Source organism: Chitinophaga sp. G7 BAM 1005 (assembly GCF_057126945.1).
Map to the genome: position 1 here is coordinate 7,202,395 of NZ_CP181478.1, position 26,026 is coordinate 7,228,420.

The window sequence follows — 26,026 nt, forward strand, 5'->3', positions numbered from 1 at the left end:
GCTGTTATTTTCTGTTACTATACACTTTACCTTCCTGGTTAATATTTACGGAACCGGGGAAATTACTACCGGAAACACTGGCATTGTATTGCGATGAAATGCTTTCCATTGATAGGGTATATACCTCTTTATTAGTGCCGGTTTGTTTTTCAGAGATCTTCAGCTCTTTTAAACTTTTGGCATACCGTCCATTGGCTTGCCTGTATTGCAATTGGGCGCTGTAAATCTGCCAGAGGTATTGTTTGGCTTCCTCCGCCGGAGGCAACTGGAAAGTAGTATTGGCTTTGCTGGTAAACAACAGGTATCCCCACCGTTCCGGTGCGTGCATATTCACAATTCCTTGTGGCGACCAAACCCAGTTATGCTCCGGCTGTTGTTGTTTTACGTACCTGCCGTTTTTAATATCTGTGTCCCACTCTACCCGGGAGAAATTGATCCGCCAGAGGCTATTCTCCACCGGCCGTTGATTTTTATTGAAGAAGCTTAGGGCGCTGAAAGGCACGGCCATCTCCACGGTCCACTCTTTATCGGTGTCTGACGGATTATTTATTGTACCGTCGATATGTATAGCAGTAATAATGCCTTTGGTATCCCAGTTAATCAAAGCCTCTCCCGTATTGCGGTAGGGCTTACCCATAAACAGGTCCATCACCGTATTTAAAGCATTGATTTCTATTTCGTAGTATTGGTGGGTATCTCCATCGGGATCTATAAATACTTCAAAGTCATTATCCCGGAAAATAATAGCATCATGATCTACCAGTGTTCCCCAGATATGAGGTTCCTGCAGCGTAGCGGCGATGTAAAGATACTGCTGGTCCCACATCATCTTCACCCTGGTACGCAGTGGTGGTGTGGGTTTGGCATCGCCTTCAATATCTTTAAAGTCGGCTGTCCAGGTAGCTTGTTGCCATCCGGCTTCATCCAGTTTGCCGTCAATCACCACTTTGGTTGTTGTTTCCTGGCATACGTAGTGGCGGGGTATTTCCTTGGCCGGCTTATACAATTCCAGCCCGGTTTGAGCGAAGGTTGTCTTACTCAGGATTACGCTGATTATACTGATTACGCTGATAATTTTTTTTATGATTGAAGGATTTATTGTCATTTGTATTTTCCGTTGATTAATCTTTTAAATTCAAGGCTTGGCCGGCCAAAGTTAATAAGTAATCCGGTTTCTACGTTATATGCTTCGAGATAGCTTTTGGCTTGTAAAATGTTTGATTGCTCCATTAATGATAAAGCCTTTAGTTCTACAGCAACAACGTTTTCCACCAGAAAGTCTGCCCGTCTGCTTCCTACTACTTCACCTTTGTAATACACAGGCATCTCTTTTTCTCTTTCAAAGGGAATTTCTTTTTCACTTAATTCTATTGCCAATGCGCGCTGATAAATTATTTCCTGGAATCCGGATCCCAGTATGCGATGCACTTGCATTGCACAACCAATAATTTTTTGGGTAAGCTCAGAATGCTTATAAATTGGGTTAATCATACAATATATATTAAGGGTAAAACAAACAATGACACTAATTTAACTATTCCAATAATCAAAAAAAAGGGGCCGGATAATGTATCCGGCCCAAACAATAAAAAATCAAATCAATAAAAAATCAAAAAAATAAATCAGTATAATCAGCGTAATCCTGGGTAAGACAACCTCCGCGTTACCATATGCGCACGCGTGCACTATCCGGCCGGTACATACCGTCTCCCGGTTTCATGCCGTATACTTCATAAAACGCATCCACATCGCTGAAAGGTCCATTCACCCTGAATTTGGCGGGTGAGTGTACATCAGTGAGCACCTGCCTGGCCAGTGATTCTTTTTTGGTATGTCCGAGCCAGCCCAGGGAGTAACCCATGAAATACCGCTGTGATGGTGTGTATCCGGCGATCTTTTCGTTCTTCTTAAACTGATCTGTTTTTTTGAAAGCTTCCCATCCGAGAAGGATACCGCCAAGATCCGCGATATTTTCACCAAGCGTGGCCTTACCGTTGATACGTAAAGTATCTACAACTACATAGTTGTTGAACTGCTTCACCATTACAGCCGCACGCTCATTGAACTTTTTCTCGTCGTCTTTGGTCCACCAGCTTTTCAGGTTACCGGCGGCATCAAACTGACGGCCTTCATCATCAAACCCGTGTGTAATTTCATGGCCAATGGTGGAGGCGCCGGCATAGCCGTATACAACAGCATCATCCAGTTCTTCGTCACGCTTACCGGGAACGGTGAAGATACCGGCGGGCAGTACAATTTCGTTGTTGCTGGGGTTGTAGTAAGCGTTGTAGGTTTGCGGGGTCATATCCCATTCGCTACGATCTACGGGTTTGCCCAGTTTGTTGATCTGGTAGTTTTGCCACCACTGGTGGGCTGCTTCGATATTCTGATGGTACGACTGTTCCTTGATATCCATCGCGGTAAAGTCTTTCCACTTATCAGGATAGCCTACTTTTTTTGTGATTTTAGAGAGTTTGTATAATGCTTTTTGCTTGGTGCTGTCGCTCATCCAGTCGAGGTGTTCAATACGTATTTTCAGTTCAGTACGTATTTCCTCTACCAGGTTTTCATATCTTTTTTTAGCCGTAGTATTAAAGAACTCTTTTACGAACAGCTGCCCCAGGGCCTCTCCCATTGCGCTTTCCTCGGCATCCAGCACTCTTTTCCAACGTGGTTTCTGCTTGTCCTGTCCTTTGAGCAGGGTGCCATAAAACGCGAAGTTAGTGTTGGCGATGGTGTCGCTAAGATGTTGGGACGCAGCATTGATCAGGTTCCACTTGAGGTAGTCTTTCCAGGTTTGGAGTGGTTGCGATTTAACGGCGTTGCTCAGGTTGGAATAAAACTCCGGCTGACCAACAATAATGGTATCGGCAAATTTGTTGATGCCTTGTTGTTTGATGAATTCATTCCAGTCGATATTCCCGGCAATTTTATTCAGCTGGGTTACAGCCATTTTATGATAGTTGGCTTCCGGATCGCGGAGAGCTTCCAGCTTGCGGCTGTTTTTAGCCAGGTTTGTTTCCAGTTGTACGATCCCTGCAGCAGCTTTTTTAGCGGCGGTGCTGTCGTAGCCAACAAATTGCAGCATTTTGGCAACGTGGCCGGGATAGGCGTTCCGGATGTTGGTGGTACGCGCATCGGTGTTGAAGTAGTAGTCGCGGTTAGGAAGCCCTAATCCGCCCTGCCCCAGCTGTACAGCAATGACATCACTATTTTTGGCATCCTGTCCGATGTATAGACTGCAGAAGGCGCCGGTGGTGATATTCAGTTTGGAGGCTACCTGCACCAGTTGCGGGATGGTGGTAATAGCATCAATGGCTTTCAGCTCTGCTTCGATGGGCTTTATACCATCCTGGTTGATGCGCACAGAATCCATTCCGCTGGTCCAGAAGGCGGCAATTTTCTTTGAGATAGGATCGGTAGGATTTTCTACCGCTTTTTCGTTGATGATGCGCAGGCGTTTGTACAGTTCTTCCTGTACCAGGTTGCCGATACCCCATGAACTATATTCTGCTGGTATAGGGTTGCGTTTTATCCAGCCGCCGTTGGCATAATCAAAAAAATCTTGTGTGGGATTTACGGTGCTGTCTACATTAGCGGCTACTGCGTCGGGGGAGGAAGAAGCGTTGGCGCCGGGTTGTTTCTGCCCCTGGTTACATGCGGCAAGGCAGGTAATGGCAGCCAAACCGGTTCCGGTGAGGATGGATTTTATCATAAGCTGTTGAGATTTTGTTACCGGAAGAAAGGTAATTATTTTTTATCACCCTGATTATTAAAATGGGCTTAACGGCAGCTGGAGAATATAAAGTAAATAATGTATTTTGTTACAAAGTCATTTCCTTACCTGCAACGCTTATGATCAACAATTTAAAGACTGGCCGCATTTTATCTATCGATACTTTCCGCGGGATTACTATTCTTGTCATGATTTTCGTTAACAGTGTGGCGGGTGTGAGCGGTATTCCTTCGTGGATGCAGCATGCGCATGGTAATGAAGACAGGATGACATTTGTAGATGTAGTGTTCCCGGCTTTCCTGTTTATAGTGGGTATGTCGGTGCCTTTCGCCATCAATAGCCGGTTGGCAAAAGGAGATACCTTCTGGCAGTTGCAGCGGCATATTGCCTGGCGTACATTAGGCTTGTGGGTGCTGGGTATTTTTATGGTAAATGGGGAGAAGGTAAACGCGGCTGCTACCGGTATGAGTGGCGCCGCATGGTCGCTTTTATTTTACGTATCCGCCATACTGGTATGGAATGTTTATAAGTTCAAAAATGCATGGCTTTCATGGTGTTTCAAAGGAGCGGGCATGATAGGATTGATCGTACTGGCATTGATTTTCCGCGGTGGTGAAGATGGAACGGAACGGTTAACGCCGGATTGGTGGGGCATCCTGGGACTGATAGGCTGGGCATACCTGTACGCATGTGTTATTTACCAGGTATTTAAAGGGGTGGCCGGCGCTATTATGCTGATGATAGCTGTGTGTATCGGGTACTATATTTTATGCAAACAGCCGTTCATGGGAGAATGGAGCTGGCTTACATCGCAGGCAGGCCATGCGGCGCATACGGCTATTGTTTTGTCGGGCATGTTGCTGACGTTATTTTATTTTGATGAGGACCTCGGCCTGAAAGGGAGTAAGCTGGTGTCGCGGGTAACCGGGTACTTTGCTTTACTGTTGATTGCCGGCATGATGTTAAGGCCTGCCTATAAACTATCCAAAATCCAGGCTACACCCAGCTGGTGCCTGTATTGCAGCGCGATATGTGTGGCCATATTTTCTTTGTTATATTTTCTGATAGATGTAAAACAGATCAGTAAGTGGACGGCTTTCTTCCGGCCTGCCGGTTCCAATCCTTTGCTCACCTATATACTGCCGGATATTGTTTTTTATGGAATGTTGCTTGCGGGGATCAGCCTGCCGGCTGTATTGGGAGAAGGACTGCCAGGTATTGCCTGGTGCGCTTTTTTTGCAGTAATCATGCTCTTCCTGGTAAAGGGATTAAACAAGCTGGGAATTCGTTTGCAACTGTAACAATCTTACATATTACTTCGTTATAGCTCTCGAAATGTAGAGAAATAGATTTTTATATCCCAAAAGTTCCCCCCCATGAAAAAAATTGCAATTGTACTAGCGTCAGCAGGATTGATTTTAGCTATCTTAGCGCAGTATGCCTTAACCAACGACTGGATGTGGTTCAAAGTGTTCCACACGCTGGGATTTATAGGCTACATATTGATCATCAGCGGTCTTGCTTGTTTTTTCCTGTGGTTAATTCATCAGTTTTCCCGTGATGAAAAAAACAGGATTAAACGTTACTATCATCGCCAGCACGGTGAAAGCGAAGTAAATACTGCACAACGGTAATAATGATATGTCTGACTTCTTCACACTTAAATTTGAATACAAAGGGCATCCGCACATCCTGGATGTGCAAACCGCTCATCAGCAATTCAAAACGGTTTATAAAGTAGCCATTGAAGAGCATGAAATTACTTTTGAGCCCGATGAAGAAGGCTATGTACGCGCTGTTTCCAGCAAGCCTATGCACGATCATTTAAACCCGGTAGATGTGGGGCTGTTACATCATGTGGCGGAACTCATTATCCAGCATATTCAACAGTAAATTATTCCTCATCAATTTTTTCTCCCCGGATCTCATCACGCAATGATTCAGGATCCCAGCCCTGCCCTTCATCCAGCCATGTTTTTACACGGTCGGAGGAAATGAGCTTTTCCATTTCATCAATACGTTCCTTCATGGAACTGATATATTGCTTTTTATCGTCGCGCAGTGCAGATAAGCCTTTCAGGGTACGTTCATCCTGGCGGAAAAATGTCCGCGCGGCACGTTCACTCCGGTAAGCCCTTCCGCCCAGCATGCGCAGGGCATCCACACCAAGACGCAGGGACGTGTCTACCGTTTCACGGTAAATATGGAGTATGCCCAGGTCCATCAGTTCAAAAGTATCTTCATTGTTTTCTGCCCTTACCAGTAGTTGCAGATGCGGAAAATACCGCTGGGCCATTTTCACTATTTCCAGTGTTTGTTCTGCATGATCGGTAGCAATGATCAGCATTTTGGCATCTTTAGCGCCTGCGGCAACCAGCAGATCATAGCGGGATGCGTCTCCATAATATACTTTAATACCCAGGTTGTGCAGTGCGTCTACCCGGTCGGAATCCAGGTCCAACACCGTAGCATGAATGCCATTGGCCCGCAGGAAACGCCCGGTCATGCTGCCAAAGCGGCCAAAGCCTGCAATGATCACAGGATTCTTTTCACTGATCTCATCTGCTTCCCTTTCTGCCTTTAATTCCGACCGGGTATAATATGGCTGGATCACTTTTTCATATACCAGCATAATCAATGGGGTGAGCGCCATACTGATGGCTACTACCGCTGTTATCATGGCGGTCATTTCCTTACTCATCAGCCCTGTTTGACCGGTAAACGACAGCAATACAAACGCAAATTCCCCGATATCCGCGAGGGCAAAGGCAAATAACAGGTTCTGATCGGTACTCAGCTTAAATATTTTTCCCAGCAACAACAGTACAATACCTTTTAATGCCATAACACCCGCCACCAAACCCATGATTAGCCAGGGCTGCTTTATAATCAGACTGAAATCAATAGACGCCCCAACGGCAATGAAAAACAAACCGAGTAACAAACCCTTAAAAGGTTCAATATCACTTTCCAGCTCATGACGGTATTCACTGTTGGCAAGTACTACTCCACCCAAAAATGCTCCGAGCGCAGAACTGAGGCCCACCAGGTTCATCAGCACGGCAATGCCCACTACCATCAGCAAAGCGGTGGCAGTAAATAATTCGCGTACACGGGTGCCGGCAATGATACGCATCAGCGGCCGCACCAGGTACCTGCCTGCAATGATGATAATGGCTACAGCTCCCAGGACAACCAGCGTTTGCGCCCAGCCAGGTAAATTATCCCTCAGGGAAGCATTGTGCGAAGCAGCATCTGCTGCGGCATTGCCTGCCAGCAAAGGAAATATGGCCAGCATGGGGATCACGGCAATGTCCTGGAATAGTAACACTGAAAAGGCGCTCTGCCCGGCGGAAGTGCCCATCCATCCTTTTTCATTCAGCGTTTGTAGTACAATGGCGGTGGACGACAGCGAGAGGATCATACCCAGCGCCAGCGATGTATTCACCGGTTGTCCTACCAGGTAGGCAATGCCCGCAATGGCCGCGGCACTTAATATCACCTGCAGCCCCCCCAACCCGAGTATGGAGGAACGCAGCCGCCACAGCAGCGCCGGTTCCAGCTCTATACCTATCAGGAATAGCATCATCACTACACCAAATTCCGCGAAATGCATAATATCTTCTCCCTCCCTTCCTATAAAACCCAGTAAAGAGGGGCCAATGATGATACCCGCGATCAGGTAGCCTAAAACAGCTCCCAGTCCCATCTTTTTGGCCAGTGGTACAAATACAATGGCCGCAGCCAGGTATACCATCGACTGAAATAGCAAAGAATGTTGATCCATATTATCTGGTTTGAGCGGGTAGTTGAAGTATTTGATTCAGATCTTTCAGGCCAGGCAAAGGAGTAAGATCAAATTTATCGTCGCGGAGACGCTCCAGCACCTGTTTCAGCCGGGCTGCATCCTCCTGGATATCTGAAGTATCCTGCCGGTGCACGCCGTATATCACATAAGGCGCGGTGTAATGCATGTTGCACAATTTGGCGGTTTGCATAAAAGGCAGCAGAAATTCATGCACGGTATGCTCATGATGGCCATCCGGCTGATAGGAATGTGCTGCGCCTCCCGCCGTAATAATATTGCCGAAATACTTTCCCTGTAAGGCTTTGCCGGTATGCCCATATGCCCAGCCATGTTCCAGCACCAGGTCCAGCCACTGCTTTACAATAGCCGGTGCGCTGTACCAGTAAAAAGGATGTTGCATAAAAATAATATCGTGCTGCTCCAGCAACTTTTGCTCACGGGCTACATCCACATCCAGATCGGGATATTGCTCATATAAGTCATTGAAAGTAACCCCCGGGATATTTTTAACCACCTGCAGCAGCTGGGAATGTACCCTGGATTTTTCCAGGGCCGGATGTGCAAAATTTATCAGAACTCTCGCCATTATCGGATTTTCGTATAAAGGAATTTAGGTATTTTGTTTCAAAAGTAGCCCTTCTGTGTTAACAAATTCCCCGTCAGCCTTCCGAATACTCCTGCAAAAGTAACCGGTATTTATTGAGGATACTGGATTTGGAAATGAAGCCCACCAGTTGCTTGTCCTGTACCACCGGTAGGTTCCATGCCTGGGCGGTATCAAATTTTTTGATCACCGCGTTAATATTATCTTTTAAATTAACTACTGCCGGCGGGGCCTGCATCAGCTTCTTTACGGTAATGGTATCGTACATTTCAGGATTAAACATAATCGGCCGGATTTCATCCAGCGTAATAACGCCTTCAAACAATTGTTCGTGGTTTACTACGGCAATAATATTCCGGCTGCCTTCTTTCACCAGTTCTATGATATCCCGCAGGGTGGCATCAATGGAAATTGTTTGCACATCTTTCTCTATGAGGTCTTCCATTTTCAGGAGCAGCAGGATGTTTTTATCATGGGCATGCGTAAATACTTTACCGTCTTTTGCCAGTTCTTTGATTTCCGGGGAGATGGGTGAAAACCATTTTGCCATCAGGAAAGAGATGGTGGAAACAATCATCAGCGGGATGAAAAGGTCGTACCCGGAGCTGGATTCGGCAATCAGGAAGATGGCGGTAAGCGGGGCATACATCACTCCGGCCATTACGCCGGCCATACCAACAATTACCAGGTTGGTAACCGGGATATCGGTGAATCCCATCTGCTGACAAACCATCGCATAAAAAAATCCCAGGAAGCCACCTGCAAAAAGCGACGGCGCAAAGTTTCCCCCGTTACCACCGCTTTGTATGGTAACGGAGGCGGCCAATGCTTTCAGCAGGCACACGCAGCCGGTAAACACCAGTATCATCCAGCTTTGTATAGGAAGATACCGGAAGAAACTATTTTGGAGAATAGCTTCACCGCTGCCGGAAGCCAGCGATTTCACACTGGAGTAGCCCTCCCCGAATAAAGGAGGCAGCGCCACGCAGAGGGCGGATACCAGCACGCCGCCCAGGAGGGCGCGTTGCAACGCTGTCCAGTTGAGCGAGTGAAAGAAATGTTCTATTTTTTGAGAGATGACTACGTAATATCTTGCATAAAATCCGCTGAGTATTCCCAGGGCTATATAATAGGGTACGTTGTGATAGTTAAAAGCAACCCTTGACTCGAAATGAAACAACGCTTCTTCCTGTAAAATAATTTTAGAGAGTAAGCTACCGCAAACGGCGGCTACAATCAGCGGCATGAAATCAGAAAATACCACGCCGGTAAGTAATATCTCAAAAGCAAACATCATCCCGGCAATCGGTGCATTGAATGCGGCTGCTATACCGGCAGTAGCGCCGGCGGCCAGTAACAGGGTACGTTCTTTATAACCAAGTTTATAGGTACGTGCATAATTGGAACCAAGGGCGGCGCCCGTAACAGCGATGGGGCTTTCCAGCCCGGCAGAGCCGCCAAGTCCTACGGTGATGGCACTCTGCAATATCTGGGAATACATTTTTACAGGTGGGATCAGGCTGGAGTTCCGGGCTATTTCATGCAGGATAGCCGGTATCCCTTTCCTCGACTGCCCCTTGAAAAACCAGATAACCATGAGGGTAGTGAGCACAATTCCCAGGAAGGGGAATACTACGTAAAAAATCACCTGGGTGCTGAAATGTACTTTATAGGTGATTACATAATGAATATAGTGGACGAGGCTTTTTAAAATGACGCCTGCCAACCCTGCAGAACATCCAACCAGGATACCTGAAAGCAGGAGGAACTGGCTGCGGCTCATTTTGCTGTGTAACCAATGTAATATGAGTTCATAGCTTTTAGCACTCTTTAAACTATATTGTTCAAAATCCTTTTTGAATCGAAAAAAGCTATGGTATCTCCGCAGGCGGTTAAATTGACTCATGCGGCAAATTTAAGGATCAAAGCTCAATCAGCGCATAAACTTTATCATTCATATAGGGTCCGCCGGGGCGACGGGCCGTATAATCAAGGTTTATCCAGTACTCGCCTTTCAGCTCGTGATAATATATTTCTTTTACGGCGGGCTTCGGGAAAAGCGTGATGATGGCCTGTTTCATGATTTCAAATTCCTCTTTGTCGCCACAGTAAAGCTCCGGGTAGGCATGGCCTTTTACCAGTACAATACGGCATCTCGCCCCGATCGATTGCAGGCAGGAGGTCATGAGGATGGAGTGGTCGTCGCAGTCGCCGCCCAGGCCATTTTGTATGGTTTCCTGTGCGGTGGCAAAGTATTCGTCACGGCGGGAGTCCAGTACATATTTAAACTGGCTGTTGATAAAGCGGAACAGGGACAGGAACCGGGTTATTTTTCCGTATTTATAAAAATATTCGTCGTAATAATCAAGGGAGTGTTTCACGGAGAAGTTGCGAACCACGGAATCCTGGAAGTTGATCTTCTCCCGCATGCCGCGCACGGTTTTATCGCGGTAGCTTTCTACCCTTCTCGGGTAAAGGCTGAGGATATCCAGCTGTTTGCTGCCTTTGGTGTTGAGGTTTCCCTGCACCATACCCTTGTAATCGTTGAGCACATTATAAAAGGTGTAGCGGTCAGTAAGTTTGTTAATAACCATTACACTGCATACCAGTAAAAAGACGGGGATGATCAGCGGCCTGAAGATCCAGCGGAGTAAATAAACAATGATGAAACTTGCCACCACGGCCAATAGCAGATCGATGTGCCAGCCATTTGCCACGATGGGAGGCGTAAAGCGGTTGATATAGGGTGCCAGCAATAATAAAGTCAACAGACTCAATGTGTTGAACAATATATTCTGTACTACGGTATATTTGCTTTCGTCTATGGCCATTATGCTACGCAATAAAGCAAAATTATGCCATAATCACCTCGCAAAGTTTGAAACGGCCTGTTTAAAGGAAGTACTTTTCCGGATGAGTTCTATTTGCTGCACCGTATCATTTTTTTGTTTATCCATTTGCAGCTGCTGATAGATCTTGTTCAGCAGTCCGAAATTCATCAGCGCCAATACTTTGAAGTCCAGTTTCTGCGCGTTTTCCACGGCAGTTTCTGCCGTACGGATGGCTTTATTGAATTCATGTTCATTAAAATATACTCCTGCGTACAGTAGTTTCTGTACAGACTCCAGGTATTTTCCACCAAAATAATCAGCAGAATATTTTTTGATCACCTGGTCGGTGTGGCGGCAGATCCGTGCAGCCGAAGCTGTTTGACCGAGGCCAAGGTAGGCTTGTGCCTGCCAGCAGAGCAGCATGAGGCGCAGCGAATCTGTTTTACGGTGTTGTAAAGATGGATATGTTTCAAAGATCCGGGTGGTAAAGCTCAGCAGATGTTCGTTATCTCCCAGCAGGGTGAAAACGATCCCCATATTCCGGAATACGATTTCCTGGGGCTCACTGATGGGCTTCTTGCCACCGCCGGTCCAGTAGCGGAAATAATTATAGATCTTCTCCCGGATATCTTCGTTTATAATACCAAATTTGAGGAATTCGTAGATGAAGAGCTGGATTTCATAAGGTGTTACCCAAAGTTCATCTTCAAATTCATCGGCGGTGTAGATTTTTTTTATATTGTTGAGTTCTATTTCGCACTGTTCCGCATCGAGTTGCAGCAGGGCCATTGTGAATAATTTACTTCTGATTTTGAGTTTATCTTCCCGGGCTTCAGCAAGTCCCAGCAAAGCGGTAAGTACTTTGCGTTTCCTGAAATGAATAAATTCGTCACTGATAAAGGGTCCAATAGGGTTCTTCTTGAAGAAGCCCGCCGGGAAGATGGATTTAAGTTCTCCTTGATTGTTGCCGTCGTGCTGGTAATGTAATACCAGGTATTCCAGCAGGTGGGATTTTTCTATGTTGGATAATGGTAAATGCAACATTTTGATGATGCCATCGATCTGTGCGTGGTTGATGGCGTAGCGGAGCAGCCATCTGAACACGCCTATACGGTATGGCGACTGTGGCAGATGTTCGAGTATTGCCGTCAGCAGTGATTCATTTATTTCCTGGCCGTTTTTTTTCAGGTAGTGCATGGCCACAAAATATTCGAGCAGCATGGTATGGGCAAAGCGCACCTTCACATTGAACATAATTTCCTGGCTCAGGTTTTCTTCCACCAATATATTATCGGCAAGTAGTTCTTTATAGGCAGGGAACAGATCGGCATTTTGGGTGAGCAGTAAATTTTTATCTGCATAGATCCCTGTTCTGCCGAGATCGAGCAGGGTCAGTAATTTTTCAATGATTTTTATTTTGAAAGAATTGCTCTGGGAGTTGAACACGCGGTTCTGGATAAAGCGCGATACAATCTCGAACAGGCTAAGGTGTTCATCTACAAAGGTTTGATCCGGACCGCTGTTGAGCTGACAAAAGAGTTGCAGGTAATAAGGATAACGCAGTTTTTGCAGGAACTTTTCAGAGAACAGTCGTACAGTGGCAGGATCAAACAGGTGGTTATAGAGAATAGATTTCACTTCCTGTTCCGTAAGCCGGGGCATGTTGATATTGGTTTCTTCATCCATTTCAGCGCCCAGGTACCAATAGCGCCGGAAGGCGGGATATTGCTGGGAGTGCTGGAATATTTCGGCCCATGTGCTGCTCCGGATAGAAAGGATCACTTTTACCCAGGGGTATAGATCGTTGGAATATACGAAGTCTTCCAGTTTAGAATATAGTAAACGGAGTTTTTCGCCTGCTACGGCGATTTCGTCGAAGCCGTCTATTATTAATATAAGGCGTCCGCCTTTTTTATCGAAGTGGCTGGAAAAGTATTCGCGGAAGTTTTCGCCGTTACCGAGGTTCATCTGGTTATCCAGCCAGGAAGAAAGGGAGAATCCTTTCAACAGGAGGCTGCCGGCGGCGTGAGCATGGATAAACCAGCAAACATCCTGTTTATAGCGGGCTTCTTTACCAAACCAACAGTATTCCGCGAGGTGTACCAATGCCAGTGATTTGCCCCATCCGGAGGGAGCTATTAACGCGGTAGCCGCGTAGTCGCTTTCCAGGAATTTTTCAATGTGGGCGTTACAGAAGGGTCTGTGAACGGTGTACGGGAAGGCAATACCAGAGCGATTCTTGAGGGTGAGCATGGTGTAATGGGAAACGGCGTCTGCTTTGTTTTTCAAATCAGACCATTTACTATTATCCAATGCTGCGGCTGAAGTAGACGCATTGGTTGTCTTGGAAGCGGTGTTCAGCTTCCGGTAGTGATGTTGCTGAAAGTCTTCCCAGTCTTTATATTGGCAATATTGCGAAAGCGTATTCAGCGTGTATCTGGAGAAGCTGTGTTGAGCTACAGCAAATCCGAACACCCTTTTAAGCGTAGTTTCGCTTACCAGTTTCGTGGTGTTATCCAATATGGACTGAGAGAGATGTTTGCAATCTCCTGGCAACATGACTTCAACACCAAACCTGCGTAGAACTTCATTCTGCAGGGTAATGATAAAGTCATAGGATAGATCAATCATAGGGGACAATAAATGGATTTTCGAATTGTCGGTACCTGTTTAATTACGTATGGTGTTTACGTTTAGATTTTCGAATTGCTGAATGAACAAAATGAACAGAAAACATTAAACTGAATTATATATATAAAAATAAATAATAACAAATATCTATCTCTTTAGTTGTTATCTGAATATCATATATAAATATGATGACGTACAATATAATATTTTTATATAAATAATATTAATATATTATTTTTTTAAGCTTTGATGGAAATGAAGAGAAGTATAACTTTTTGCTGATGGCGCTGAATTTTTTTCTCTACCCCTGTTTTAATCAAGTCGTTAGGTATTTTCCAACCTCTTTTTCTCCCAATTCCTCTTTTTGAATGAACAAAATGAACAGTGAAAATCAGGATTGAACAAACTGAACTGTTTGCAGGAAATGAACAAGAAAGACATATCAATAAACCAGCCCTTCAATATATTTTCGTAACGTTTTTTGTAACATTCTTTTAACAAATAACCGCGGGGAAGTATACTTTTTTATTAACCAGTATCCTTTCCCATGACATTCCTAACCGCATGCCTTCCTTTAGAGTTTTGTTGTATTGCAATGAAACTGAACAATTTTTATTCAAATATTTGATGCTATGCATTCAAAAGCTACTCCTAATAGCCCTTTTACTGCCCTTTTCTGTTTCCCTGGCTTCGCAGGGAAGGATGCTGTGAAAACCAGCATTGCCCACTTTTTCCGTAAGGCCGGGTCAATAGCGTGGAAAAGTCTACTGTTGCTACTATTACTATTTGGTATAGGCGCTCAGGTTAGCCAGGCGCAAACGTATACCGCCAGGGTATACGCCAATACACAGGTAGGCAGGGCCACAGGGCTTTGCGTTGGCTGTGGTGTAACAAATGGCGCACAGGCCGTGGATGGTTCCCTCACTACAGCATCCACTATCACTACATTGGTTACACTTTTAGGTGCTACGGCATCGCAGGATCTGATCTTTCCTGCGCCCGTTACCAATAACACGCCGGCGGTAGTTAAAATCGGTACTGCCGGCACACTCGGTACTCTTGTAAATCTGAATCTGCTTGGAGGAGTTACAATACAGGCTTACAATGGCAGTACTCCGGTGGGAGGTACCGTCCTTGCCAATAATTCAGTATTGACCCTGCTGGCAAGCGGTAATCAGGCCGAGATATTTTTACCTGCTCCCGCTGGAACATACGACCGTGTAAGAGTAACAGTAGATGGTGGATTAGCAGGTGTTGCTGGTAGCATACAGGTATTTTCAGCATATTATGATACGCCTGCTTCTGGTACAATAAACTGCGGCGCAGCAATAGACGTACTATACGGTGTTACCGGGCAGGCAGCTTCACTCGGCGTGGTAACCAATCCTGCAGCAGCTGGTGATGGTGTTGTTACAGCGGCGAACTATGCAACGTTAAGCAGCGTTGTTGGCGCATTGGGCAGTAGTGCCCAGGTAACTGCAGTATTCCCGGGTCTCTCTAAAACCGGTGATTCTATCCGCGTAGTGATTTCTGATCCTGCCTCATTGATTACTTTACAGTTACTCAGCTCTGTTAGAATTATTACTTATAATGGACCTAACGTTGTTGATAATATTCAGGCCGACGGTAACTTATTACATCTCAATCTTCTTTCGGGAGCGGGAAATTTGCAGGCATTAACTTTTCTGCCTACTGCTCCTTTCGACCATGTACAGGTGCAGATCGGATCAGGACTGGTAGGCGCACTCGCCTCCCTGAGAGTACATGAAATACAACGTTTCCCGGCTGGCCCGTCAACAGGAGCCGGTGGGCCATTGAGGACTACCTGCCTGAATGCGCCGCTTACATTGAATGTAAGTAATCCGGAAGCCGGATTAACTTATACATGGTACGACTCTACTCAAACTACCATCGTAGCTTCCAACAGCACCAGCTACAGTCCTCCTGTAGGTGTAGCCGGAAGTTTCCGCTATTATGTTTCTGCCACCAGGGTTGGCTGTTCAACTGAATCAGCCAAAACACTGGTAACAGTAAAGGTTAATAATTTCTCAACCGCAGCAGATATCACTGTTCCTGCCAGTACGCAGGGCTGCCTGTCGGACACCGTAACAATTACTCCAACTTCTGCTACCGTTAATAATAACCCGGTATTCAACTGGTATAAAAATGCTGATAAAACCGGTCCTATTACAAATGGCCTGATAGAAGGAGCCGTTAAATACAGCATCGATACAACCGGAAAATTAAGTATTACCGGTCTCGCTGCAGGATCATACACCTATTATGTAAGCGTATCAGACAGCGATCATTGTGAAAATGCAGCTAACGCCCTGAAGGCGGCCCCGGTAACGGTATCTGCGCAAATTGCGCCACCAGTACTTTCTCAGACGTACGCGGTAACAACCGGCATACCACTGGTGTTAGCAGCCACTCCGGTATCCGGTGCTAACATTGAATGGTACAGCGATACCACACAGGCGCCCGTTGCGGTAGGAAATTCCATTACCCTGCCACCGTTTACGAGTCCGGGTGTGTTTACCTATTACGCAGGCGTAAAAACTACCGGGGGCTGTATGTCTTACCGCGTTCCTGTTGTGATTACCGTAACCGGCCCTGTTACCACTACCAGTTGTAACGTGCCCACCAGCCAGGTAACCGGAACCACTTTGGGTTGCATATTGTGTAGCGTTGCAAACCCGGGTTTTGACATAGATACTATTTCTACTAATTTCACCCGCCTCAATATACCGGTAGGTTTATTGGGAGGATCAGTTTATCAACAACTTATCTTCCCTGCCGCAGGTGATGCAACAGACAGCATCCGTCTTGATCTCGCCTCCCCGGGCGGACTGGCAGATGTAAGTTTACTTGGAGGCGCCGTGGTTACCATTTATAATGGTGCAACGGTTGTAAGCACACACACTTTATCCCAGTTGGTCACTTTAAGATTATTGAGCGGTACGCGCTACTATGCTACCGTAGCCGCGGGTGGTGTATACGACCGGGTAGAGGTGAAACTTACAGGTGTAGCCAATTTGCTTACTTCCCTGGATATTTATGGTGTGCGCTCTCTTGTACCGGATCCTGTTATTACAGCCGGCAATGTAACCGTATGCGCCGGCCAGCCTGCTGTATTCACGGCTACTCCTGCTGCTGGTACAACTGTTCAGTGGTATGCTGATTCAACCAGTAATATCTCCCTGGGTAGTCAACCGACATTTACTACCGATACATTGAGAACAGCCGGTACCTTTACTTATTATGTACAGGCAATGGACGGTACCTGCGCGAATCCAAACCGTATACCGGTTACCGTTACTGTAAACGCGTTGGGTACTGCAGCTGATATCACGGTTGCCGATACTACCAATGTTTGCGGAAGCGGTGCAGCCACACTCACACCAACTGCTGCAGGGGTAACAACTCCGGTATTTAAATGGTATACAGATGCTAATAAAACAACGCTCATTACAAACGGCGCTGTTATTGGCGGTGCTACCTTTACTATAAATGCAGCCGGTAGCCTCTCCGTTACCGGTCTCTCACTGGGTAATCATACTTATTACGTGAGCGTATCAGGCGCTAACCGTTGCGAAAATGCAGCCGGCAGCCTGAAACCTGCTACGGTAAAAGTAACTACCCCACCTGCACCTCCTACCCTGGTTCAGTCATACACCGTAACTACCGGGTTACCATTAACACTGGTAGCTTCACCTGCTCCGGGATCAACGATCGTTTGGTACCGCGATTCTACGCAGGCTTCCATTGGTAGCGGTAACTCTATTACATTACCGCCGTTTACCACTCCGGGTGTATACAGCTATTTCGCCGGCGACAGCCTGCCGGGTGGTTGTGTTTCAAGCCGCATGCTGATCACCATCACTGTAACTGGTCCTGTTACTACTACCAGTTGTAATGTACCTACCAGTCAGGTAACCGGAACTACTTTTGGTTGCGTGTTGTGTAGTGTTGTAAACCCAACCAACGACATCGATACTGTCAGTACTAATTTCACCCGCCTCAATATACCGGTAGGTTTATTGGGAGGTGCTGTTTATCAACAGCTCATCTTCCCTGGCTTAGGCGAAGCAACTGATAGCATTCGTTTTGACCTGGCCTCACCAGGCGGACTGGCAGACGTAAGTTTACTGGGCGGTGCAGTAGTAACTGTGTACAATGGCGCGACAGTGGTAAGCACACAAAACTTATCACAGTTGGTCACTTTAAGATTCTTAAGCGGTAACCGTTACTATGCTACAGTACCTGCCGGTGGCGTGTATGACCGCGTAGAAATAAAATTAACCGGTTTAGCGAACCTGCTTAATTCCCTGGATATTTATGGCGTGCGTTCTGTTGTTCCGGATCCGGTTATTACCGCCAGCAATGTAGCGGTATGTGCCGGCCAGGCTGCTGTATTCACTGCTACTCCGGCTGCAGGTACTACTGTTCAGTGGTATGCTGATTCAACCGGTGGCGTTTCCCTGGGTAATCAGCCTACCTTTACAACAGACACATTAAGAACGGCCGGTACCTTTACCTACTATGTGCAGGTAATGGATGGCACTTGCCCTAATCCAAACCGTATCCCGGTTACAGCCACTGTAAACCCATTGGCTACTGCGGCAGATATTACAATAGCAGACACTACTACCGCCTGCACCAGCGGGCCGGCAGTATTAACTCCAACTGCACCAGGTGTTACAGCCCCTGTATTTAAGTGGTATAAAAATGCAAACAAAACATCTCCGATTACCAACGGCCTGGTAGAAGGCGCGGTAAGCTATGCACTGGACAGCACAGGTAACCTGACCATTACTGGTTTGGCTGCCGGTGCCTATACTTACTATGTAAGTGTATCCGGAACCGGGCAGTGTGAAAATGCCGCTGGTACGTTGAAGGCAGCAACAGTACGCGTAGTACCAGCTCCTGCAGCTCCGGTTGTAACCGGCGATGTAGTAGTAACTACGGGTGTAAATGCTGTATTAAGAGCGCAGCCAGTACCAGGTGCTACCATCGTATGGTATAGAGATGCAACTACTGTTCAGGGTATGGGCGACACCATCCAGGTAGGACCATTTAATACGCCGGGTACTTACACATATTATGCAGCGGTAAGAATTGCCGGCGCCTGTGAATCTGCCCGCGCAGCTGTAAATGTGAAAGTAACAGGAGGTGTGATTCCTTCTCCGGATTGTAATGTTCCAACCAGTCAGACATCTGGTACTACCCTGGGTTGTATCCTGTGTAGCGTAAATAATCCTACTAATGATATCGACAGTATCAAAACCAATTTCACTACGCTGTCTGTTCCTGTTGGTGCACTCGGAGGCTCAGTATATCAACAGCTGATCTTCCCACATGCAGGATCAGCAGCAGATAGTGTTCAGGTACGTCTTGGTAATTCAGTAGGACTTGCAGATTTGAGTCTCCTGGGAGGTACACTGATTCGTCTTTATAACAATAATACACTGGTTAAAACAGATACCCTGTCGAGATTGCTTACCCTGCGTTTACTCAACGGTCAGCAGTTCCTGGCTACCGTAGTAGCTCCTGCTGCTTACAACCGGGTAGAAGTAAGAATGACAGGTGTACTCAACCTCCTGAATTCAATTGATATCTATGGTGCAAGGATCATATATCCTAAAGCAACTGTAAATACTACAAATGCGACCGCTTGTATCAACAGTAAGGCTACGCTTTCTGTAACACCTGCGGCTGGTACATCTGTACGCTGGTATGCTGATTCAACCAGCAGCACCGTATTAAGCACACAGAATACTTATACTACTGATACGCTGAAAGTAGCAGGCAAAGTAACCTACTATGTAGCGGTACTGGGTGGACCAGACAACTGTCCTAACCCGGATCGTATGCCTGTAACCGTTACTGTTACACCTGCTCCTCCGGTACCCGGCGCTCCGGCTACCGTGAATATTTGCCCTGGTTCAAATGCGTCACTGCAGGTAACTAATCCGGATCGTCAACTGACCTATAACTGGTACAATGTACCAACCGGAGGTACGAAGCTGAACTCCGACAGTGGCTTTGTATTTAATGTAACAGCAGTTAACAGGGATACTACCTTCTATGTAGAAGCTGTTAGCAGTTGCGGTGCTGCATCAGGCAGACAAGCTATCAGCATTGTATTATCTTCTTCATTAAGTGCGCCGGTGGTAACACCAAACCCGGATTCAACTGTAGTAGGCAGACAAGCTGCACTGACAGCCACTTCCAATACAGCAAATGTTCAGTTTGTATGGTATGCAAGTCAGGCAGGTAATGATAGCCTGTTCACAGGACCGGTATACACGCCTCCAGTATCCAATGTACAGGGAACCGTTACCTACTGGGTAGAAGCCAGGTTAACAGGTGGCGCTTCCTGCAAATCTATCAGGGTACCTGCTGTGGTAATATATGGCCCTGAACCAGGTCCGGATCCTGGCCCATGCGAAGGCGCTTCTACGCAAACAATCGGCGGCAGCGGATTACTCATACTGGGTAATGTGTACAATCCTGCCCTGGCGGTAGACGGTAGCCTGAGCACCGGATCTTCCCTGGTAATCAACCTGGGTGCATTGAATGCACAGGTATGGCAAAGAACTAAATTCAACGGAGTATCTGCTCCTGGAGATACCGTAAGGGTATGGCTGTCGAACCCAAGCCAGGTGCTTTCTGCAGCACTGCTAGGTGGCGTACAGTTAACAACTTATAATGGTACCACTCCTGGCGACTCTCTCCTGATAAATAATCCGCTCATTAAACTCACTATACTGAGCAGCAAGAGACAAGCTATTCTCGAATTTGTACCGACTAAAGCATTTGATGCAGTAGAAGTAAAACTGAAATCAGGTATACTCGGTGCATTAACAACAGTAGACTTCAATTACGCGCAACGCGCACTGGCGGCTCCGAAAGTTCAGGCAGCGCAGGTAACGGTATGTGCCGGCAGCACCGCTAAACTGGATGTACAGGATCCTGTGGCTGGTGTTACTTATCGCTGGTACAACAGTAAAGGTGTTTATCTCACAGGTAAAGATGGTGTATCCTTCACCACCGGTACCCTGACCACAGACACCGCCTTCCTGGTAGAAGCGTTCAGGAACAATTGTGCCAGCAGTGTTCGCACAAGAGTGGATGTGAAAGTGGTGGCAGCACCTGCACCTCCTGTAGTACGCTCTGCAAATGTGGAAGTGTGCGCAGGATCTGATGCAAAACTTGCTATCAACAACCCTGTGAGTGGCTATAGCTACGCATGGTACAATGTGGCTACCGGTGGAACCAGACTGAATCCGGTTCCGGACAGCGGCTTAACATTTACCGTGACCAACGTAACCGCACAGGCAACCTATTATGTAGAAGCTATCAACGATAGCTGTAATACAATATCTGCTACCAGAACAGCGGTTACCGTTAAAACAGGTACTTCATTGGCTCCGCCAACAGTAACACCTGTAAATGATACCGTTGTGATAGGTCAGCGTCCGCTGTTTATTGCAAAAGCTGATGCAGCGAATGCAGAATTCTACTGGTTCAGAACACAAACAGCAACAGACACCATATTTAAGGGCGCATCCTTCGAAGGCCCTGCATCTACTGCCCTGGGAACTGTTACCTACTGGGTGGAAGCAGCACTGCCGGGTGCTGCAACCTGTAAGTCTGCAAGGATAGCGGTGAATGCCATTACCGTAACTCCGTCAGGTCAGGTGCCATGTGAAGCTGCAACCGGACAAACAATAGGTGGATCTGGTTTGCTGGTGCTGGGTAATGTTTACAACCCACAACTTGCAGTGGATGCCTTCACAAGCACAGGATCTTCCCTGGTAATCAACCTCGGAGCGATCAATGCAACAGTATTCCAGAAAGCAACCTTCAACGGATTGTCTACTCCAGGTGATACCGTAAGAGTGAAACTGACCAACCCAAGCCAGATCCTTTCTGCAGCGGTGCTCGGCAGTGTACAACTCACTACATACAACGGTAATACACCAGGTGATTCGGTGCTGACTTCTAATCCAATTCTGCACCTGGATCTGCTGAGCGGCAGCAGAAGTGCTATCCTGTGGTTTGTACCAACCAAACAGTTTGATGGCGTGGAAGTGAAACTCAGGTCAGGTATACTGGGAGCCTTACTCGATGTTGATTTCAATTACGCACAACGTGCCATTGCTCAACCGAAAGTACAGGTGAACAACGCCACTATCTGTAAGGGTAAACAAGCTACCCTCAGCGTAATAAACCCTGCACCAGGTATCACTTACAGCTGGTACAATAGTCAAGGTAACCACTTACTGGATAGCATTGCTTATGTAACACCAACCACACTTGATTCCGGAGTACATACTTATACAGTAGTACCAACCAGGAACGGTTGTCCGGGTGCAGCATCAGCAGCAACTACAATAACCGTTCAGGGATCACCATCAGCTCCGGTTCCGGAAGCCAATAATGTATCTACCTGTCTGAATACACCAACTACCCTCAGGGTAAAAGCAGTAGCAGGGGTTCAGTACAATTGGTACGACGCAGCAACAGGTGGAGCAACACTGGTAACTAACAGTAATGAATATACTACGCCAGCCAGTCTGCAGTCAGGTACCTATAACTTCTATGTGGAAGCGGTAAACGCGGGTAACTGCGCTAACGACAGCGGACGCACCAGGATTACCCTCACTGTAGACAGTGCTTCAACAGCTGCCGATATTCAAATCACCGATAAAGTAATTTGTGCAGGCGATACAGCGGTATTAACACCAACTACCACCACAGTACAGAATCCTGTATTCAAATGGTATGCTAATGCCGACAGAACCGGTCCGATTACACAAGGTGTAAGCAACGCAGGCGTATTAACTATCACCGGACTGGCGCCAGGAGCATACACCTACTATGTAAGTGTAAGCAACGCCGGCAAGTGTGAAAATAAAGCAGGAGACTTGAAAGCAGTAAAAGTAACGGTGAATAATACCGCCACACCAACAGACATCGTAGCGGCAGATACAACTATCTGTGCAAACACTACGGTTAAACTCACAGCTGCTTCAACAACCGTAATAAATCCAATATTCAAATGGTATGCAGATGCCGCCCTGACAACATTCCTTGCATCAGGCGCAACATATACTACCAGTGCCTTGAGCGCAACCACTTCTTACTATGTAACCGTAGAAGGAAGCAACAGATGCGCAAATGCAGCCGGCAGCGCGAAAGAAGTGAAAGTGACAGTGAGTGATATACCGGCTCCGATTATTAGTGCATCAGCGATCAGTATTTGTGTGGGAGATACCGCAACACTGAGTATTCAGAACGTGGATAATACGTTGACTTACCGCTGGTATAGTGCGGCAACAGGTGGTACATTACTGTTCACCGGTCCGGTGTACCAGGTAACCGGCCTCACTGCTTCGAAAGACTTCTATGCAGAAGCTTCTCTGGGTGGATGTAGCAGTGCTGCCAGAACGAAAGTGTCAATAGGCGTAGGTGTTGCTCCAACCCCGATACTCGAAAACAATAATGTAACAGCATGTCAGGGTGGAACAGCAGTACTGAAAGTAACGTCTTCTGTGAATAATATCACATACAGATGGTATACTACATTAACCGGGGGAGTGGCTGTCTTTACAGGACCAATCTTCACCGTGAATAATGTAACAGCTAATACAACCTACTATGTGGAAGCCACCGGTGATACTTCAAATTGTGGTAAACCTTCTGTAAGAGCTGCTGCGAAGATCAACGTGGTGCCTGTACCACCTGCTCCTGTACTGGTAAGCAACAGTACGGAAGTTTGTGAAGGTCAGAATGTAACGTTGCAGATACAGAGTCCTGCAGCCGGCATTACCTACGAATGGTTCGATGCAGCAACAGGCGGCAACAAAGTAAACGAAGGATCAACGTTTAATATCACGGCACTGGATTCTACAGTGAGCTACTACGTACAGGCACTGGTAAATGGAGGCTGCCCAAGCGCAAGCAGAACGAAGGCCACCATCACCGTTAAGAGCGTACCGGCAACACCTGAAATTTCATCCACTTCCCTGTTCGTTTGTCAGGGTGGCAGTGTAACACTTTCTATTCAGAATCCGGTAGCTGGTGTAATCTACCGTTGGTACAGCGCTGCATCTGGTGGTACGTTGCTTGGCACAGGCAATAGCTACACAACCGGCGCATTAAATACAAGTACTGATTTCTATGCAGAAGCTAACAATGGTAATTGCAGCAATAGTGTAAGAGCGAAAGTTTCCGTAGGTGTAGGACAAGCACCAACACCAATCCTGGAAAGCAACGCACTCACTATCTGTATGGGAACTTCCGGTACACTCCGTGTAACCTCAGCTAGCAACGGAATAATCTATAAATGGTATACCTCTGCAACAGGTAATGATTCTGTAGGTGTTGGACCGGTATTCCAAACAGGACCGCTCAATACCAGCATGGATTATTATGTGGGAGCAACGGGAACTACGGGTCAATGCGGTAGTCCATCCGTGAGGGTGAAAGCTACTGTAACAGTAGTGGCGCCGCAAACAGCCCCGGATGTAGTAGCCTCTGCACTTAAAACATGTGCTGGCACAGGTATCACCGTATCGGTGAAAACAATCAAACCTGGAGTTACCTATCAGTGGTACGACGCTGCAACAGGCGGCAACCTGCTTTCTTCTGATGCAGTGTACAGCGTACCGGTGGTTACTCAGAATACTACCTTCTATGTACAGGCGAATCTGGGAAGTTGCTCCAGCAGCAGAACAGCGGTGACAGTAACCGTTGACCCAACTCCGCCAATACCGGAAGTAAATGCTGATAACCTGACCACCTGCATAGGCGGTATCGTAACATTCAGTATCAAGGGAGCAGACGCTTCAATGACTTATCGCTGGTATGATGCGCAGAATAACGGCGTATTCCTCGCAAGCGGTACTTCATACGCAACGAAACCACTGGCGGCAAACACTACATTCTATGTAGAAGCGCTAAACAGTCAGGGTTGCAGCAGCGGACGCAAAGCAGTAACAGCAAATGTGAGAAACGACATAGATGCACCACTGGCAGATCCGTTGACAGTATGTAGCGGACACACGGCAGTACTTTCTGTGAAAGGCAGACAGCCGGGCATCATTTACAAATGGTTCACCGTATTGCGTGGCGGAGTAGAAGTATTTACCGGTGCAGATTTCACCATCACACCAACCATAAATACAGTATACTACCTGGAAGCATCTACCAGTGGAGGTTGCATCAGTGCAAGCAGAACAAGGGTAGAAGTAACCGTGAATCCGTCACCAGCTGCCCCTGCAGTAGCCAGTGCAACAATTAAAGTTTGTACCGGCCTGGTAGCTACACTGAATGCGCTGAATCCGGATAATACACTCACATACAAATGGTATACTACCGCAACAGGTGGTACTGCTATCTCCACCGGTGCTTCTTATACAACGCCTGCGGTAACAGCTAACCAGATGTACTACCTGGAAGCATCCAGCAATAATGGTTGTTCAAGTCCAACACGTACTGCGGTGAGCGTTGAAGTAACACTTCCACCAGCCGGACCACGCGTAACCGGAAACGATCCGATATGCCCGGGAAGCACAGCAATACTGATGGCTACTTCCACCACACCGGATGTTGATTTCCGCTGGTACACTGTAGCAACTAACGGTACGCCGGTAACCACAGGTGCAACATTTGTTACACCAGCGCTGAATGCCAATACTACTTACTATGTAGAAGCATTTACTGCAGGTGGTTGCACCAGCTCCGCCAGAACAAGGGTAGATATCAGCCTGGCTCAACCGCTGCCTGCACCAGTTGTAACAGTGGATAACACTACGGCTACGTCTATTACCTTCCGCTGGTCACCGGTTACAGGAGCACAACGCTACGAAGTAACAGTAGACAATGGTGTCACATTCATAGCGCCAAGTTCAGGTGCAACTGGTACCACACATACCATCTCCGGCCTGCAGCCAAATCAGAGTGCTACGATCCAGGTACGTGCCATCGGGGCATCCACCTGCCAGAACAGTGCACTGTCTGCCGCAGTAACGGATAAAACAGCAAATCCGCAAGGCAACAACATCTTCGTACCAAACCTCTTCAGCCCGAACGGCGATGGTATAAATGATATCGAGTATGTATATGGAACCGCCATTGCACAGCTTGAATTCAGGATCTACAACCAGTGGGGTCAGTTGGTATTCACATCGAAAGACCAGCGTCAGGGATGGGATGGTACCATGAGCGGACAGAAACAACCTGTTGGTGTATATGTATGGATAGTGAAGGCTACCATGCAGGATGGCACGGTGATCACGAAGAAAGGTAACGTAACCCTCATGAGATAATGATGATTCATCAGCAAGATCAAATCAAAAATAAAACCGGGGTGCTGCAAAGCATCCCGGTTTATCCAGAAATACTTA

The 26,026-nt window shown here is 46.9% G+C and carries 12 protein-coding genes; 4 read left to right on the top strand and 8 right to left on the bottom strand.

What is annotated here, in order from left to right:
- Positions 1–4 precede the first annotated feature (4 nt).
- From ACMXI2_RS29195 to ACMXI2_RS29205, 3 genes are all read right to left on the bottom strand, one after another.
- A complete protein-coding gene (locus tag ACMXI2_RS29195) occupies positions 5–1,105 on the bottom strand; it encodes a carbohydrate-binding family 9-like protein (RefSeq protein WP_483779393.1) in 1,101 nt (366 codons plus the stop codon).
- Complete coding sequence (locus ACMXI2_RS29200) at positions 1,102–1,491, bottom strand: GxxExxY protein (RefSeq protein WP_483779394.1); 390 nt, start codon at positions 1,489–1,491, stop codon at positions 1,102–1,104. Before ACMXI2_RS29200 ends, ACMXI2_RS29195 begins: the two co-directional genes overlap by 4 nt.
- 172 nt (positions 1,492–1,663) lie before the next feature.
- Positions 1,664–3,715, bottom strand: coding sequence for a M13 family metallopeptidase (locus ACMXI2_RS29205; RefSeq protein ID WP_483779395.1), 2,052 nt, complete (start codon positions 3,713–3,715; stop codon positions 1,664–1,666).
- 140 nt (positions 3,716–3,855) lie between these two features.
- Here ACMXI2_RS29205 and ACMXI2_RS29210 point away from each other — a divergent pair, with 140 nt between their 5' ends.
- The 3 genes from ACMXI2_RS29210 to ACMXI2_RS29220 all read left to right on the top strand — a co-directional run bounded on the left by ACMXI2_RS29210 (position 3,856) and on the right by ACMXI2_RS29220 (position 5,629).
- Positions 3,856–5,037 carry a DUF5009 domain-containing protein gene (locus ACMXI2_RS29210; RefSeq protein WP_483779396.1) on the top strand — a complete coding sequence of 394 codons (1,182 nt, stop codon included), beginning with the start codon at positions 3,856–3,858 and terminating at the stop codon, positions 5,035–5,037.
- A 75-nt stretch (positions 5,038–5,112) separates the two neighbouring features.
- A complete protein-coding gene (locus tag ACMXI2_RS29215; protein WP_483779397.1) occupies positions 5,113–5,370 on the top strand; it encodes a hypothetical protein in 258 nt (85 codons plus the stop codon).
- 7 nt (positions 5,371–5,377) lie between these two features.
- The gene (locus ACMXI2_RS29220; RefSeq protein WP_111577108.1) at positions 5,378–5,629 is read left to right on the top strand and encodes a hypothetical protein; all 252 of its coding nucleotides are present in this window, start codon (positions 5,378–5,380) and stop codon (positions 5,627–5,629) included.
- 1 nt (position 5,630) lies between these two features.
- On the opposite strand, the gene ACMXI2_RS29225 is transcribed toward ACMXI2_RS29220, so the two are convergent.
- The 5 genes from ACMXI2_RS29225 to ACMXI2_RS29245 form a co-directional block, all read right to left on the bottom strand.
- The gene (locus tag ACMXI2_RS29225; RefSeq protein ID WP_483779398.1) at positions 5,631–7,523 is read right to left on the bottom strand and encodes a monovalent cation:proton antiporter-2 (CPA2) family protein; all 1,893 of its coding nucleotides are present in this window, start codon (positions 7,521–7,523) and stop codon (positions 5,631–5,633) included.
- Position 7,524: 1 nt separating this feature from the next.
- Positions 7,525–8,130 carry an NAD(P)H-dependent oxidoreductase gene (locus ACMXI2_RS29230; RefSeq protein WP_483779399.1) on the bottom strand — a complete coding sequence of 202 codons (606 nt, stop codon included), beginning with the start codon at positions 8,128–8,130 and terminating at the stop codon, positions 7,525–7,527.
- A gap of 73 nt (positions 8,131–8,203) precedes the next feature.
- On the bottom strand, positions 8,204–10,054 hold the full coding sequence (locus ACMXI2_RS29235; RefSeq protein ID WP_483779400.1) for a chloride channel protein: 1,851 nt from the start codon (positions 10,052–10,054) through the stop codon (positions 8,204–8,206).
- 16 nt (positions 10,055–10,070) lie between these two features.
- Positions 10,071–10,979, bottom strand: a complete 909-nt coding sequence (locus ACMXI2_RS29240) for a transglutaminase domain-containing protein (RefSeq protein WP_483779401.1) — start codon at positions 10,977–10,979, stop codon at positions 10,071–10,073.
- A 33-nt stretch (positions 10,980–11,012) separates the two neighbouring features.
- Positions 11,013–13,610, bottom strand: a complete 2,598-nt coding sequence (locus tag ACMXI2_RS29245; protein ID WP_483779402.1) for an NACHT domain-containing protein — start codon at positions 13,608–13,610, stop codon at positions 11,013–11,015.
- Positions 13,611–14,242: 632 nt separating this feature from the next.
- Between ACMXI2_RS29245 and ACMXI2_RS29250 the strand changes: the two genes are divergently transcribed.
- Positions 14,243–25,948 carry an Ig-like domain-containing protein gene (locus tag ACMXI2_RS29250; protein ID WP_483779403.1) on the top strand — a complete coding sequence of 3,902 codons (11,706 nt, stop codon included), beginning with the start codon at positions 14,243–14,245 and terminating at the stop codon, positions 25,946–25,948.
- The last annotated feature ends 78 nt before the right edge of the window (positions 25,949–26,026 follow it).

What these genes read in the sequence shown, in the direction of transcription:
- ACMXI2_RS29210 (WP_483779396.1), top strand. Translation starts at nt 3,856, where the DNA reads ATGATCAACAATTTAAAGACTGGCCGCATTTTATCTATCGATACTTTC.
- ACMXI2_RS29220 (WP_111577108.1), top strand. Translation starts at nt 5,378, where the DNA reads ATGTCTGACTTCTTCACACTTAAATTTGAATACAAAGGGCATCCGCAC.
- ACMXI2_RS29215 (WP_483779397.1), top strand. Translation starts at nt 5,113, where the DNA reads ATGAAAAAAATTGCAATTGTACTAGCGTCAGCAGGATTGATTTTAGCT.
- ACMXI2_RS29245 (WP_483779402.1), bottom strand. Translation starts at nt 13,610, where the DNA reads ATGATTGATCTATCCTATGACTTTATCATTACCCTGCAGAATGAAGTT.
- ACMXI2_RS29230 (WP_483779399.1), bottom strand. Translation starts at nt 8,130, where the DNA reads ATGGCGAGAGTTCTGATAAATTTTGCACATCCGGCCCTGGAAAAATCC.
- ACMXI2_RS29250 (WP_483779403.1), top strand. Translation starts at nt 14,243, where the DNA reads ATGCATTCAAAAGCTACTCCTAATAGCCCTTTTACTGCCCTTTTCTGT.
- ACMXI2_RS29200 (WP_483779394.1), bottom strand. Translation starts at nt 1,491, where the DNA reads ATGATTAACCCAATTTATAAGCATTCTGAGCTTACCCAAAAAATTATT.
- ACMXI2_RS29225 (WP_483779398.1), bottom strand. Translation starts at nt 7,523, where the DNA reads ATGGATCAACATTCTTTGCTATTTCAGTCGATGGTATACCTGGCTGCG.
- ACMXI2_RS29195 (WP_483779393.1), bottom strand. Translation starts at nt 1,105, where the DNA reads ATGACAATAAATCCTTCAATCATAAAAAAAATTATCAGCGTAATCAGT.
- ACMXI2_RS29240 (WP_483779401.1), bottom strand. Translation starts at nt 10,979, where the DNA reads ATGGCCATAGACGAAAGCAAATATACCGTAGTACAGAATATATTGTTC.
- ACMXI2_RS29235 (WP_483779400.1), bottom strand. Translation starts at nt 10,054, where the DNA reads ATGAGTCAATTTAACCGCCTGCGGAGATACCATAGCTTTTTTCGATTC.
- ACMXI2_RS29205 (WP_483779395.1), bottom strand. Translation starts at nt 3,715, where the DNA reads ATGATAAAATCCATCCTCACCGGAACCGGTTTGGCTGCCATTACCTGC.